Annotated in this window: 11 protein-coding genes; 4 read left to right on the top strand and 7 right to left on the bottom strand. The window is 69.1% G+C overall.

Features of this window, described 5'->3' with window-relative positions:
* Positions 1-40: 40 nt before the first annotated feature.
* The gene (gene cpdR, locus MFF13_RS16525) at positions 41-397 is read right to left on the bottom strand and encodes a cell cycle two-component system response regulator CpdR (protein ID WP_147727374.1); all 357 of its coding nucleotides are present in this window, start codon (positions 395-397) and stop codon (positions 41-43) included.
* Positions 398-608: 211 nt separating this feature from the next.
* Here cpdR and MFF13_RS16520 point away from each other — a divergent pair, with 211 nt between their 5' ends.
* Positions 609-1,511 (top strand): N-formylglutamate amidohydrolase, encoded by a 903-nt coding sequence (locus MFF13_RS16520; protein WP_147763332.1) that lies wholly within the window; start codon positions 609-611, stop codon positions 1,509-1,511.
* Between the two features lie 408 nt (positions 1,512-1,919).
* Here the strand turns inward: MFF13_RS16520 and MFF13_RS16515 are convergent, their stop codons facing one another.
* A complete protein-coding gene (locus MFF13_RS16515) occupies positions 1,920-2,786 on the bottom strand; it encodes a UTP--glucose-1-phosphate uridylyltransferase (RefSeq protein ID WP_147763333.1) in 867 nt (288 codons plus the stop codon).
* Between the two features lie 162 nt (positions 2,787-2,948).
* Between MFF13_RS16515 and galE the strand changes: the two genes are divergently transcribed.
* The 3 genes from galE to MFF13_RS16500 all read left to right on the top strand — a co-directional run bounded on the left by galE (position 2,949) and on the right by MFF13_RS16500 (position 6,630).
* Positions 2,949-3,941 (top strand): UDP-glucose 4-epimerase GalE, encoded by a 993-nt coding sequence (galE, locus tag MFF13_RS16510; RefSeq protein WP_147763334.1) that lies wholly within the window; start codon positions 2,949-2,951, stop codon positions 3,939-3,941.
* Positions 3,941-5,155, top strand: coding sequence for a lytic murein transglycosylase (locus MFF13_RS16505; RefSeq protein ID WP_147814437.1), 1,215 nt, complete (start codon positions 3,941-3,943; stop codon positions 5,153-5,155). The genes galE and MFF13_RS16505 overlap by 1 nt, the downstream gene beginning before the upstream one ends.
* A gap of 77 nt (positions 5,156-5,232) precedes the next feature.
* Positions 5,233-6,630: an SGNH/GDSL hydrolase family protein gene (locus MFF13_RS16500; RefSeq protein ID WP_373322558.1), complete on the top strand. Its 1,398-nt coding sequence runs from the start codon at positions 5,233-5,235 to the stop codon at positions 6,628-6,630.
* Between the two features lie 15 nt (positions 6,631-6,645).
* On the opposite strand, the gene MFF13_RS16495 is transcribed toward MFF13_RS16500, so the two are convergent.
* The 5 genes from MFF13_RS16495 to gltB form a co-directional block, all read right to left on the bottom strand.
* Positions 6,646-8,079, bottom strand: a complete 1,434-nt coding sequence (locus tag MFF13_RS16495) for a glutamate synthase subunit beta (protein WP_147763337.1) — start codon at positions 8,077-8,079, stop codon at positions 6,646-6,648.
* 48 nt (positions 8,080-8,127) lie between these two features.
* Positions 8,128-8,739 (bottom strand): glutathione S-transferase family protein, encoded by a 612-nt coding sequence (locus tag MFF13_RS16490; protein WP_238272554.1) that lies wholly within the window; start codon positions 8,737-8,739, stop codon positions 8,128-8,130.
* A gap of 93 nt (positions 8,740-8,832) precedes the next feature.
* Positions 8,833-9,123, bottom strand: coding sequence for a BrnA antitoxin family protein (locus tag MFF13_RS16485; protein WP_210246517.1), 291 nt, complete (start codon positions 9,121-9,123; stop codon positions 8,833-8,835).
* Positions 9,065-9,301, bottom strand: a complete 237-nt coding sequence (locus MFF13_RS16480) for a BrnT family toxin (RefSeq protein WP_238272544.1) — start codon at positions 9,299-9,301, stop codon at positions 9,065-9,067. Before MFF13_RS16480 ends, MFF13_RS16485 begins: the two co-directional genes overlap by 59 nt.
* Before the next feature lie 84 nt (positions 9,302-9,385).
* The gene (gltB, locus tag MFF13_RS16475) at positions 9,386-14,086 is read right to left on the bottom strand and encodes a glutamate synthase large subunit (protein ID WP_147763338.1); all 4,701 of its coding nucleotides are present in this window, start codon (positions 14,084-14,086) and stop codon (positions 9,386-9,388) included.
* Positions 14,087-14,174: the final 88 nt, after the last annotated feature.

Genomic DNA, 14,174 nt, shown 5'->3' with positions numbered 1-14,174 from the left:
GGTCCCGAACGCCTATGGCCGGAACGTCACGCCGGCCGCCTCAAGCGGCCAGGAGCTTCTCGACCTCGTTGACGAGGTCGCGCAGGTGGAAGGGCTTCGACAGCACCTTAGCGTCCTTGGGGGCCTTCGAATCCGGGTTCAGCGCCACGGCGGCGAAGCCCGTGATGAACATCACCTTGATGTCAGGGTCGAGCTCGGTCGCCCGGCGGGCGAGCTCGATCCCGTCCATCTCCGGCATCACGATGTCGGTCAAAAGCAGCTCGAAGGGCTCTTCGCGCAGGCGGTTGTAGGCCGAGAGGCCGTTGTCGAACGACAGCACGTCGAAGCCGGCGTTCTGCAACGCCTTGGCCAGGAACCGGCGCATGTCGTTGTCGTCTTCCGCCAAGAGAATTTTCATCAGACGGTTCCGAACCCTCGAATCGCAACGTTCTTTTCATAAAGGGCGGCTTCGGTAAACAGAACGTTAGGATTAGGTCGTCCGGCGAGGTGACAGGCCGCACCGCGCGTGCTCGACTTGGCCGGTTGGCATAGTGGACAGGCCGTCGCCGCCGCCGCACAGTGTGACCTGACGTTGGCCGTTCCCATCCCCGACGGTGCGCCTCCTGCCGATGACGCTGCCCCTCCCGCACCTGACCGACGCCTTCGGATTCTCGCCCGCCTTCGTCGTGGACGAACCGACGCGGCACAGCCTGCCCTTCGTCTTCAACACCGGCCATTCCGGCTCGGTGTACCCGGAGAGTTTCCTGAAGGCCTCGCGCCTCGATGCGCTGGCGCTCCGCCGCTCGGAGGACGCCCATGTCGACCGGCTGTTCGCCGGGGTCGTACAGCTCGGCGCGCCGCTTCTGCGCTGCAACTTCCCGCGCGCCTACCTCGACGTGAACCGTGAGCCCTACGAACTCGACCCGCGGATGTTCGAGGGCCGGCTGCCGCCCTTCGCCAACACCCGCTCGATGCGTGTGGCGGGCGGCCTCGGGACGGTGCCCCGCGTCGTCTCGGACGGACAGGAGATCTATGCCGGCCGCATGCCGGTGGACGAGGCGGTGGCGCGCATCGACGGGTTGTACAAGCCGTACCACCGGGCCTTGCGCGGGCTGATCCTGCGCACGGTTCGTGAATTCGGGCGCTGCCTGCTGATCGACTGCCACTCGATGCCGTCCTCGAGCCTCGGGCGCGACCACGACGCGCGGGCCGACTTCGTCCTCGGCGACCGCTTCGGCACCTCCTGCGATCCGGCCCTGATCGACGCCTTCGAGGCGGCGTTCCGCGCCCGCGGGTACAAGGTGGTGCGCAACAAGCCCTATGCCGGCGGCTTCATCACCGAGCATTACGGCGAGCCGAACATCGGCCGGCACGCGCTGCAGATCGAGATCAACCGCGCCCTCTACATGAACGAGGCGAGCCTTGCGATCACGCAGGGCTTCTCCGGCCTCGTCGCGGCGCTGCGGGGTGCGATCGTGGAGGTCGCCGACGAGCTCGGCTCGGAGACGCCGCTCGGCATCGCCGCGGAGTAGGTCGCGTCTAGGAAAACGACCCGCACAACACCGTCATTCCGGGACGCCGGAGGCGAGCCAGAAATCCAAAAGCACGGCTCATTTTCCAGCTGGCGCCGTCGGCGGCTCTGGATCTCAGCCTCCGCTGCGCGGCCTCGGGATGACGGAGAGGTTCCGAGGAAGGGGTCCGCACGGCCTGATGATTCAGGCGCGCCACGAAATGCCGTTCGGCCCTGCGACCAAGAAAAAAGGCCACTCCCGAAGGAGCGGCCCGAAGTCTAGGGAGGAAACACCCAAGAAGGGCTGCCGGACCGCGACGCCATCGCGATCCCGCAATGCACAAAGTAGATTGCGGCGCACAAAGCGCAAGCGAAATCCCCCTACCGCGCGCGCATACCCTGCCCGCACCGGCTGCACGTCCGGCGACGCTCAGTGATCTGCGAGCAGCTTGGCGATCTCCGCCTTGAGGGGCCCTGCGAGGTCCTTGCGATCGAGGGCGTAGGCGATGTTGGCGGTGAGGAAGCCGAGCTTGGAGCCGGTATCGTAGGTGCGGCCCTCGTAGCGCATGCCGAAGAAGTCCTGGCTTCCCATCAGCTTGATCATCGCATCGGTGAGCTGGATCTCGCCGCCCGCGCCCTTCTCGCCGTGCTCGAGGATTCCGAAGATCTCCGGCTGGAGGATGTAGCGGCCCGAGATGATGAAGTTCGACGGCGCGGTTCCCTGCTTCGGCTTCTCGACCATGCCGGTGACTTCGAAGGTCTGGCCGAAGGTCTCGCCGACGCTGACGATGCCGTACTGGTGCGTCTCCTCGGGCGCGACCTCTTCTACCGCGATGACGTTGCCGCCGTGCCGCTCGTAGGCGGAGAGCATCTGGCCCATGCAGCCGCGACTGAGCATGTCCGGCAGCAGCACGGCGAAGGGCTCGTCGCCGACGATCTCGCGGGCGCACCACACCGCGTGGCCGAGGCCGAGCGGCGCCTGCTGACGGGTGAAGCTGGTCTGGCCGGCGGCCGGCAGGTCGCGCTTCAGCTCCTCGTAGGCGGCCTGCTTGCCGCGCTCCTGCAGCATCCGGTCGAGCTCGAACGCGATGTCGAAATGGTCCTCGATCACCGCCTTGCCGCGGCCCGTGACGAAGATGAAGTGCTCGATGCCGGCTTCCCGCGCCTCGTCGACCACGTGCTGCACGACCGGCCGGTCGACCACCGTCAGCATCTCTTTCGGGACGGCCTTGGTGGCGGGCAGGAAGCGGGTGCCGAGGCCCGCAACGGGGAGGACGGCCTTTCGGATCGGTTTCATCAAGCAAAAACCCAAACGTGGGAGTTGGACGGGCCGGGCGTTCCTGGCAACACTAGCACGGCGAGCGATCGGCCATGGGCCGTCGCGGCGCACGATTGAGCATTATCGGTTAAAAGCAAGCTCGCGCAGGCCTGCGCGAGCGATTTCTTTCCAAGGGCGACGATGGCGGTTCTGGTCACGGGCGGTGCCGGCTATATCGGCAGCCACATGGTTCTGGCGCTTCAAGACGCCGGGCACGAGGAGGTGGTCGTCCTTGACGACCTTTCCACCGGCTTCGATTGGGCGCTGCCGCCGGAGGTGCCGCTCGTGCGCGGCGACGTCGGCGACCCCGCCCTCGTCACCGAGACGATCCTGCAGCATCGGGTCGACGCGATCGCCCACTTCGCCGCCCGCATCGTGGTGCCGGACTCTGTCGCCGACCCGCTGCACTACTACCTCGCCAACACGGTCAAGACCCGCGCCCTGATCGAGACCGCCGTCCGCACCGGCGTGAAGCACGTGATCTTCTCCTCGACCGCCGCGGTCTACGGCGAGCCGGAGACGGTGCCGGTGCCGGAGGACCTGCCCGCCAACCCGATCAACCCCTACGGCCGCTCGAAGCTGATGAGCGAGTGGATGATCCGGGACGCGGCCGCCGCGTACGGCTTCAGCTACGTCATCCTGCGCTACTTCAACGTCGCCGGCGCCGACCCGCGGGGGCGCACCGGGCAATCGACGCCGAACGCGACCCACCTGATCAAGGTCGCGACCCAGGCCGCGCTCGGCCAGCGCCCGCACCTCGAGGTGTTCGGGACCGACTACCCGACCCCGGACGGCTCGTGCCTGCGCGACTACATCCAGGTCTCGGACCTCGCCGAGGCGCACCGGGTCGCCCTCGACCACCTGCGCGCCGGCGGCGAGAGCCTGACGCTGAACTGCGGCTACGGCACCGGCTACTCGGTGCTGGAGGTGATCGACACGGTGAAGCGCGTGTCGGGGCGGGACTTCCCGGTTCGCGTCTCGACCCGCCGCCCGGGCGACCCGGCACGGATCGTCGCCGAGGCGTCGCGGATCCGCGACCGCCTCGGCTGGCGCCCGAAATACGACGACCTCGACGGGATCGTCCGGCAGGCGCTCGATTGGGAAGACGCCTTGTCCAAACGCAACCGGATCTGATGGCAATCCACCCGTTCCCCGCCGCGCTTCTCGCGCTCGGCCTCTGCATCGCCTCCGGGGCGTTCGCGGCACAGGCCGCCCCTGTCGGGAAGGCCGGCCAATCGGATGCGTTTCCGGCCTTCGTCGCCGCCCTGCGCGTCGACGCCCTGGCGAAGGGCATCACGCCCGCGACCTTCGATGCGGCGTTTCGGGGCGTGACGCCCGATCCAACTGTCCTCGCGCGGATCAAGGGTCAGAGCGAGTTCGGGCGGCCGGTCTGGGAATACCTCGTCGGCGCGGTCTCGCCCGGGCGGATCGCCCGCGGCCGGGCGCGTGCCGCAGCGCTCGGTCAGGCCCTGCCGGCGATCGAGGCGCGCTACGGCGTCCCGGCCTCGGTGCTGCTGGCGATTTGGGGCGTCGAGTCGGATTTTGGCGCGAGCGGCGGCACGGTACCAACGGTCCGCGCCCTGGCGACCCTCGCCGCCGCGCGGCACCGCGGCACGCTGTTCCGCGACGAGCTGCTGGCCGCCCTCGCGATCCTGCAGCGCGGCGACGTCGCGCCGGAGCGGATGCTCGGCAGCTGGGCCGGCGCCATGGGGCAGGTACAGTTCCTGCCCTCGACCTTCCTGGCGCACGCCGTCGACTTCGACGGCGACGGCCGGCGCGACATCTGGACGAGCGACGCCGACGCGCTCGCCTCCATCGCCGCCTACCTCAAGGATCTCGGGTGGAACTCCGCCATCTCTTGGGGTTACGCGGTCCGCCTCCCCGACCGGTTCGACCTGACCCGCTACGCGGCCGACCTCTCCGACTTCGCCCGCCGCGGCGTGCGCCGCATCGACGGCGGCGACCTGCCGGACAAGGGGGCCGCGTCCGTCTTCCTGCCCGGCGGCGCCGGCGGTCCCGCCTTCCTGATCACCGACAACTTCGAGGTGATCCGCGGCTACAACACCTCGGACTCGTATGCCCTCGCCATCGGGCACCTCGCCGACCGGCTGGCCGGAGGGCCGCCGCTCGCCGCCCCCTGGCCGAGCGCTGCCTCCCGCCTCGATAAGGCCGGGCTGCAGACGCTGCAGACGGGCCTTTCGCGCGAGGGACTCTATGCCGGCGAGGCCGACGGACGGGCGGGCCCGAAGCTGCGCGAGGCGATCCGCCGCTATCAGGTCCGCGAGGGCCTGACCGCCGACGGCTACGCGACGCCGGCGCTCCGTGACCGTCTATCGGGCAGGCCTTAGACGCGCAGTAAGGGCTCGGCTATGCTCAACCGCGGGTCGAAGTCCGCGGCACCGGAGGGCGCATGAACGGAGGGCGGATGAGACGCGATGCGACGAACCGAGTTGTGACAACCGCCAAGGGGCCCCGCATCGTCCTGGCGCTCGGGTTCGGCCTCGCTCTACCGCTCGTCCTCCTGCCGCCGTCGCCGGCCGAGGCGCAGTGGGGCGACAACTACGACCAGCCGCGCCGTCGCGGCCGCGACGCCTATTACCGCGAGGACGACGGCTATGCTCGGGCCCCGCGCCGTGCCACGGCGCCGGAGCCCGAACGAAGGCAGTTCTACTGGCCCTGGGAGGACAGGCCGAGCGCGCCCGAGCCGCGCCAGGTCGCCCCGACCTACCGTCCGCCACGTCCGCGCCCGCCGGTCGGTGCCGACGCTGCACCGCGCCAGATCCGGCGACCGCAGACCCGGCCGGCGCCCACGATCGCGGCCCCGACGCCGGCGTTGAAGAAGACCGAGGCGAAGGTGCAGATCGCGGTGTTCGGCGATTCGCTGGCCGACCACCTGAGCCGCGGACTCGACGACGTCTTCGCGGACAGCGCCGACATCGCGGTGATCGACAGGGCCAAAGGCGACAGCGGCCTCGTGCGCCGGGACGTCATCGACTGGCCGAAGGCCGCAGACGACTACCTCAAGGCGAACCCGAAGGTCGGCTACGCCGTGGTCATGCTCGGCGCCAACGATCGCCAGCCGATACGCGACGGCGACCAGACCCTCGACCCGCTCACCGATCGCTGGCGCGAGCTCTACCGCGCCCGCGTCGAGGCCTTGGTCAACGTGTTCGCCGACCGGAAGATCCCGCTGGTCTGGGTCGGCACCCCGCCGATGCGCAGCGAGAGCCTGACCCGCGACCTCGGCAGCATCAACGACATCATCCGGGACGCGGTCACCAAGGGCGGCGGCACCTACGTCGACGTCGGGCCGGGATTCTCCGACGACCGCAACCACTACACCGCCACCGGGCCGGACCTCGACGGGCAGACCGCCAAGCTGCGCACCGCCGACGGCGTGCACTTCACCCATGCCGGCGCCCGCAAGCTCGCGCATTTCGCCGACGTGGAGTTGAAGCGCCTGATGGGCGCGACGACGCCGGCCGCCCCGGAGCAGCCGGCGGCGGCCGTCTCGGCCCTGCCTGCGACGCCGCTGGATGCGGCGCCGACGAAGCTCGACGACGTCACCGCGATCGACCGGCAGATCACGGCGATGCTGCCGAGCCTGCCCGAGCCCCCGGGGGTGCCGGCGCTGCCGGTGAAGCCCGCGGCGGGTCCGGTCGTGCCGCTCGGCCGGGTCGAGCTCTCGCCGGGCGGCGTCCTCGTCAGCGGCCGGCCGCGCGACGGCGACGCAACCGGCACCGTCGAACGCGCGCTCCAACGCGGCGCGGCGCCGCTGCCGCAGCCCGGACGAGCCGACGACTTCCGCTGGCCCCCGGGCTGAACGCCCGGCAGAGACTCAGCGCGGCAGGATCGAGGCGCCCATCAGCGTCTCGTCGATCGAGCGGGCGGCCTGCCGGCCCTCGCGGATCGCCCACACGACCAGGGACTGGCCGCGGCGCATGTCGCCGGCCGCCCAGATCTTCGGATCGGAGGTGCGGTAATCCTCCTCGTTCGCCGTGACGTTGCCGCGCTTGTCGACCGTGATGCCGGACTGCTCCAGAAGCCCCTTCTGGATCGAGCCGGCGAATCCGATCGCCATGAACACGAGGTCGGCCGGCAGGACGAATTCCGAGCCCTCGATGGGCTGGCGCTTGGCGTCGACGCGGGCGCAGACGACCCCGGTGAGACGCCCCTTCTTGTTGCCTTCGAGCCGGAGGGTGGCCGCCTGGAACTCGCGCTCGGCGCCCTCGGCCTGGCTCGACGAGGTCCGCATCTTGGTCGGCCAGTACGGCCAGACCGAGAGCTTGTCCTCGCGCTCGGGCGGCCGCGGGCGGATGTCGAGCTGCGTCACCGACAGGGCGCCCTGACGGAACGCGGTGCCGACGCAGTCGGACGCGGTGTCACCGCCGCCGATCACCACCACGTTCTTGCCCGACGCCAGGATCGGCGCCTCGCCGTTGCCGCGCATCGGCTCGGCGCCGACCCGCCGGTTCGACTGGATCAGGTAGGGCATCGCGTAGTGCACGCCCTCGAGCTCCTGCCCCGGCAGCTGCGGGTTGCGCGGGTCCTCGGCGCCGCCGGAGAACAGCACAGCATCGTACTCGGCGGTCAGCTCCTCGACCGGCTTCGTCACGCCGACGTTCTGGTTGTAGTGGAAGACCACGCCTTCGGCTTCCATCTGCTTCACGCGCCGATCGATGTGGCGCTTCTCCATCTTGAAGTCGGGGATGCCGTAGCGGAGCAGACCGCCGGCCTTCGGCTCGCGCTCGTAGACGTGGACCGCGTGCCCGACGCGGGCGAGCTGCTGCGCCGCCGCGAGGCCGGCCGGACCCGAACCGATCACCGCCACCTTCTTGCCGGTGCGGATCGACGACGGCTCCGGCTTCACCCAGCCCATGTTCCAGGCCCGGTCGGCGATGGCCTGCTCGATCGTCTTGATCGCCACCGGCTGGTTCTCGAGGTTCAGCGTGCACGCCTCCTCGCACGGCGCCGGGCAGATGCGGCCGGTGAACTCCGGGAAGTTGTTGGTGGAGTGGAGGTTGCGCGCCGCCTCCTCCCAATCCGACTGGAAGACGAGGTCGTTCCAATCGGGAATCTGGTTGTGCACCGGGCAGCCGGTCGGCCCATGGCAGAACGGGATGCCGCAATCCATGCAGCGCGCCGCCTGCTTCTTCAGGTCGTGCTCGTCGAGCGGCAGGGTGAACTCGCGGAAGTGCCGCACGCGGTCGGCCGCGAGCTGGTACTTCTGGTCCTGCCGGTCGAATTCGAGGAAGCCGGTGATCTTGCCCATCGGTGTACTCAGCGTCGGTAGCGAAAAATCGGTGTCGCAGCTTTCCGGTCAGCGACCGGCGGCAGCGGCGATAGCGTCGGGTTCGAGCCGGAACGCGACCCTGCATCGGTCGAGCCAACCCCGGATCGCGGGCCTCCCCGCCAAGTCGAATCCACCCCCGTCGGCCCACTGGGTGTAGGCGAACAGGGCGACGTCGGCGATGGTCACGTCGTCGCCGACGAACCATTCGCTTTCCGCGAGGTGCCGCTCCATCAGGTCGAGCGCCGCCTCGCCGCGCGCGACCCGGCCCGGATCGCGCCCCTCGCGCGGCACGCCGCGAAACGTCATCTCAACGCGGCAGACCGCGATGGTCGGCTCGTGGCTGTACTGCTCCCAGAACAGCCACTGGTCGACGGTCGCCGCCGCGAACGGGTCGCCCGGAAGCAGCGCGCTCTCGCGGGCGAGATACCGCATGATGGCGTTCGACTGGGCGAGGCGCCGCCCGTCGTCGAACACCACCCCCGGGATCTGCCCGGCCGGGAACAGGGCGAGATACGCAGGCGTCCGCGTCTCGCCCTTCAGCGCATCGACCTGGACCCATTCGTAGGCGAGGCCGAGAACATCGGCGACGATCTTGATCTTCAGGCAGTTGCCCGAGGTGAGGTCGCCGTAGATCCGCATGGCGGCGGGCGGCGTCGTCGAGAACGTATCCGTCATGCGCCTCCCCTCGCGCTGTCCATCGTCGGCGGCGTCTTCCTTCATGGCCGACCGACTTCAAAGCCGGCCGGGGTGTTCGTTCAGCCATTCCTTCAGCGCGGTCTCGATGCGGATCTGCCAGTCCGGACCACCGCTCCGGAACCGTTCGACGAGGTTCGTCGGGAGGACAAGTCGCTCCGTCTCACCAGGGCGATGACCACGTTCGACCAAGCGACCGCCGACCCGAATATCCGCTTGTTCGAACCAAGCAGCATCCAGCTCCGGTGCGTCGTCGGGATCCCAGCCGATCTCATCGGGAAACATCGGTTGATCGGGTGCGGCCGCCGAATTGCGCCTGCTCTCGTTCATTGGCCTTCCTCAAGCTGATGATCCGTCGATCGCCGTCCCGTTCCGTCCAGACCACGATGACCATTCGGCCGTCGAGGAGACCGACTGTGATCCACCGTGTCTCCCTATAACTGAACCGCACGTCCTCACGCGTCGCTTCGGTCCCGTTGAAGACTTGCCCACATCGAGCGAAATCCAACCCGCGCTCACGCAACGCGTGCGCGCGCTGCTCGTCATCGTAGACGACGCGCAGGGGCGTCTCTCACCGAGAGAGCGACGGTCCTTACTCCGCCGCCACCGGCATCCGCGCCATCTCCATCTCGCGGAGCGCCCGGCGGTACTCCACCGGCATCACCTTGACGAACTTGGTGCGGTAGCCCGCCCAATCCTCGAGGATCGCCTTGGCGCGCGGGCTGCCCGTGTACTTCAGGTGGTTGGTGATGAGCTGCGACAGGCGCTCCTCGTCATGCCCCGACATGTCTGCGAGGATGTCGACGCGGCCCTTGGTCTCGAGGTCGCCGTCCTGGTGGAAGCGGCGCATCAGGTCGTCTTCCTCCTCGACGGGTTCGAGGTCGACCATCGAGAGGTTGCAGCGGGCCGAGAACGATCCGTCCTCGTCGAGCACGTAGGCGATGCCGCCGGACATGCCGGCCGCGAAGTTGCGCCCGGTCTCGCCGATCGACACGACGACGCCGCCGGTCATGTACTCGCAGCCATGGTCGCCCATGCCCTCGACCACGGTGATCGCGCCGGAGTTGCGCACGGCGAAGCGCTCGCCGGCCGAGCCGCGGATGTAGCACTCGCCGGCGATGGCGCCGTAGAGCACGGTGTTGCCGACCATGATCGTCCTGTCGGCGGGCGCCTTGAGCGAATCGCTCGGCCGGATGATCAGCTTGCCGCCCGACAGGCCCTTGCCGACGTAGTCGTTGCCGTGGCCGGTGAGCTCGATCGTCACGCCGGCCGCGACCCAGGCGCCGAAGCTCTGTCCGGCGGTGCCGGCGAGCTTCACCACGATGGTGTCGTCGGGCAGGCCTTCGTGGCCGTGCGCCTTGGCGACGGCGCCCGACAGCATCGCGCCCGCCGTCCGGTCGGAGTTGCGGATCACGTCGTGGAGGACCACCGGCTCGCCGGTGTCGATCGCGTTCTGCGCGCCGGCGATCAGGCGCCGGTCGAGGACGTCGTCGATCGGGTGCTTCTGCGTCTCGACCCAGCGGATCGCCACGTCCGGCCCGACGTCGGGCCGGTGGAACAACTTCGAGAAGTCGAGTCCACGCGCCTTCCAGTGCTGGATCGCCTCGACCTTGTCGAGGAAGTCCGAGCGGCCGACGAGGTCTTCGAGCTTGGTGAAGCCCATCGCCGCCATCAGCTCGCGCAGCTCCTCGGCGACGTAGAAGAAGTAGTTCACCACGTGCTCGGGCGTGCCTTTGAAGCGCTTGCGCAGAACCGGGTCCTGCGTCGCGACGCCGACCGGGCAGGTGTTGAGGTGGCACTTGCGCATCATGATGCAGCCGGCCGCGATCAGCGGCGCGGTGGAGAAGCCGAACTGGTCGGCGCCGAGGAGCGCCGCGATCAGCACGTCGCGGCCGGTGCGGATGCCGCCGTCGGCCTGCAGCGCGACGCGGCCGCGCAGGTGGTTCATCACCAGCGTCTGCTGCGTCTCGGCCAGCCCCGTTTCCCACGGACCGCCGGCGTGCTTCAGCGAGGTCAGCGGCGCCGCGCCGGTGCCGCCGTCGAAGCCCGAGATGGTGATGTGGTCGGCCCGCGCCTTGGCGACGCCGGTGGCGACCGTGCCGACGCCGACCTCGGAGACGAGCTTCACCGACACGTCGGCCGCCGGGTTCACGTTCTTCAGGTCGTAGATCAGCTGCGCCAGATCCTCGATCGAGTAGATGTCGTGGTGCGGCGGCGGCGAGATCAGGCCGACGCCCGGGGTGGCGTAGCGGACCTTCGCGATCTTGGCGTCGACCTTGTGGCCGGGCAGCTGGCCGCCCTCGCCGGGCTTGGCGCCCTGAGCGACCTTGATCTGCATCATGTCGGCGTTGACGAGGTACTCGGTGGTGACGCCGAAGCGCCCCGACGCGACCTGCTTGATCGCCGAGCGGCGCGAGCGCCCGTCCGGCAGCGGCTTGAAGCGCTCGACCTCCTCGCCGCCCTCGCCCGAGTTCGAGCGTCCGCCGAAGGAGTTCAGGGCGATGGCCAGCGTCTCGTGCGCCTCCTTCGAGATCGAGCCGTAGGACATCGCGCCGGTGGCGAAGCGCTTGACGATCTCGGAGGCCGGCTCGACGCTCTCCAGCGCCACCGGCTCGCGCCCGATCTCGGGGGCGAGCTTGATCCGGAACAGGCCGCGCAGGGTCTTGAGCTGCTGCTCCTGGTCGTTCACCAGCCGGGCGTATTCGCGGTAGCGCTCGGGCACGCCGAGACGCACCGCATGCTGAAGCGTCGCGACCGTGTCGGGGGTCCAGGTGTGGGCCTCGCCGCGCAGCCGGTAGGCGTACTCGCCGCCGACGTCGAGGGCGTTGCGATAGATCGGCGCGTCGCCGAACGCGTCGGCGTGGCGGCGCACGGTCTCCTCGGCGATCTCGGCCATGCCGACGCCCTCGACCATCGTCGCCGTGCCGAAGAAGTCGCGCGCGACGAAGGCCGAGTTCAGCCCGATCGCGTCGAAGATCTGCGCGCCGCAATAGGACTGGTAGGTCGAGATGCCCATCTTCGACATGACCTTCAGCAGGCCCTTATCGATCGACTTGATGTAGCGGTAGATGATCTCCTCATCCAAGAGGTCCGGCGGGAACTCGTGCTTCATCGCCACCAGCGTCTCGAAGGCGAGATACGGGTTGATCGCCTCGGCGCCGTAGCCGGCCAGGCAGGCGAAGTGATGGATCTCGCGCGGCTCGCCCGATTCGACCACGAGGCCGACCGAGGTGCGAAGCCCCTTGCGGATCAGGTAGTTGTGCACGGCCGCCGTCGCGAGCAGCGCCGGGATCGGGATACGATCGGGGCCGACCGCGCGGTCGGACAGGACGATGATGTTGTAGCCGCCGCGCACCGCGACTTCCGCGCGGTCGCAGAGCCGGTCGAGCGCGCCGTTCATCGCCGCCGCGCCGGTCTCGGCCGGATAGGTGATGTCGAGGGTCTTTGTGTCGAAGCGGTCCTCGAAATGGCCGATCGAGCGGATCTTCTCGAGGTCCGTGTTGGTCAGGATCGGTTGGCGGACTTCCAGGCGCTTGCGGCGGGAGGCGCCTTCCATGTCGAGCAGGTTCGGGCGCGGGCCGATGAACGAGACGAGGCTCATCACGGCCTCCTCGCGGATCGGGTCGATCGGCGGGTTGGTGACCTGCGCGAAGTTCTGCTTGAAGTAGGTGTAGAGCGACTTCGACTTGTCGGACAAAGCCGAGAGCGGCGTGTCGGTGCCCATGGAGCCGACCGCCTCCTGGCCGGTCACGGCCATCGGCGCCATGAGCAGCTTGAGGTCTTCCTGGCTGTAGCCGAACGCCTGCTGGCGATCGAGCAGCGACACGTCGGTGCGGCTCTCGCGAGCGGTGACGGGCTTGAGATCCTCCAGCACGATCTGGGTGTTCTTCACCCAGTCGGCGTAGGGGTGCGCGGCCGCGAGCTCGCCCTTGATCTCCTCGTCGTCGACGATGCGGCCCTTCTCCAGGTCGATCAGAAGCATCCGGCCCGGCTGCAGGCGCCAGGACTGGACGATCTTCTCATCCGGGATCGGCAGCACGCCCATTTCTGAGGCGAGCACGACGAGGCCGTCGTCGGTGACGATGTAGCGGGCGGGGCGCAGTCCGTTGCGGTCGAGGGTCGCGCCGATCTGGCGGCCGTCGGTGAAGGCGACCGCCGCCGGGCCGTCCCACGGCTCCATCAGCGCGGCGTGGTACTCGTAGAAGGCCCGCCGCTCCTCGCTCATCAGCGGGTTGCCGGCCCAGGCCTCGGGGATGAGCATCATCATCGCGTGGGCGAGCGGGTAGCCGCCCATGACGAGGAACTCGAGCGCGTTGTCGAAGCACGCGGTGTCGGACTGGCCCTCGTAGGAGATCGGCCACAGCTTCGAGATGTCGTTGCCGAACAGGTCCGAATCGACGCTCGCCTGGCGGGCGGCCATCCAGTTCACGTTGCCGCGCAGCGTGTTGATCTCGCCGTTGTGCGCGACCATCCGGTAGGGGTGCGACAGGCGCCAGGTCGGGAAGGTGTTGGTGGCGAAGCGCTGGTGCACGAGGGCGATCGCCGAGACGAAGCGCTCGTCCTTCAGGTCGAGGAAGTAGTTCCCGAGCTGGTTCACCAGCACCATGCCCTTGTAGACGATGGTCCGGCTCGACACGGAGACGGGATAGAACTCCATCACCCGCGGGTCCTTCAGGCCGTAGACGCGGCCGGAAATCACCTTACGGGCGACGTAGATCCGCCGCTCGAACGCGTCGCCGTCGGCCGCGGAGGCCGGGCGGCCGATGAAGAGCTGGCGGTGATGCGGCTCGGTCGCCTTCACGGCGACGCCGAGGTCCTCGGGATCGACCGGCACGTCGCGCCAGCCGAGCAGGGGAAGCCCCTCGGCGGCGAGCGACTGCTCGACGATGGATTCGATGATCGCGCGCGACTCCTCGGCCTTCGGCATGAACAGCTGCGCGATGGCGTAGTCGCCGGCCGGCGGCAGCTCGAAGCCGAGCCGCGAGCACTCCTCGGCGAAGAAGGCGTGCGGGATCTGCGTGAGGATGCCGCAACCGTCGCCCATCTTCGGGTCGGCGCCGACCGCGCCGCGATGGTCGAGGTTCTCCAGGATCTTCAGGCCCTGCTCGACGATGGCATGGGTGCGCCGGTCGTGCATGTCGGCGACGAAGCCGACGCCGCAGCCGTCCTTCTCGTTGCGCGGATCGTAGGCACCCTGGGCGACCGGCATCGCCGGATCGCGCACCACGAGCGGCGCGACGCCGTCGCGCGAAGCCGGCGCGGTGTCCGCGTCGAGGTTTCCGCTCACGGTCATGTCCGCATTCCCGAAAGCCGCCATGCCCACCATCCCCGAAAGTTCGAAAAGTTCGACCAGACCCGTCCGAACGTCCATGCCCGCCGAC

The sequence above is a fragment of the Methylobacterium cerastii genome, from assembly GCF_022179125.1.
GTDB lineage: Bacteria > Pseudomonadota > Alphaproteobacteria > Rhizobiales > Beijerinckiaceae > Methylobacterium > Methylobacterium cerastii.
The sequence above is the reverse complement of the archived record's forward strand: the minus strand, read 5'-3'. Positions and strand labels throughout refer to the sequence as shown.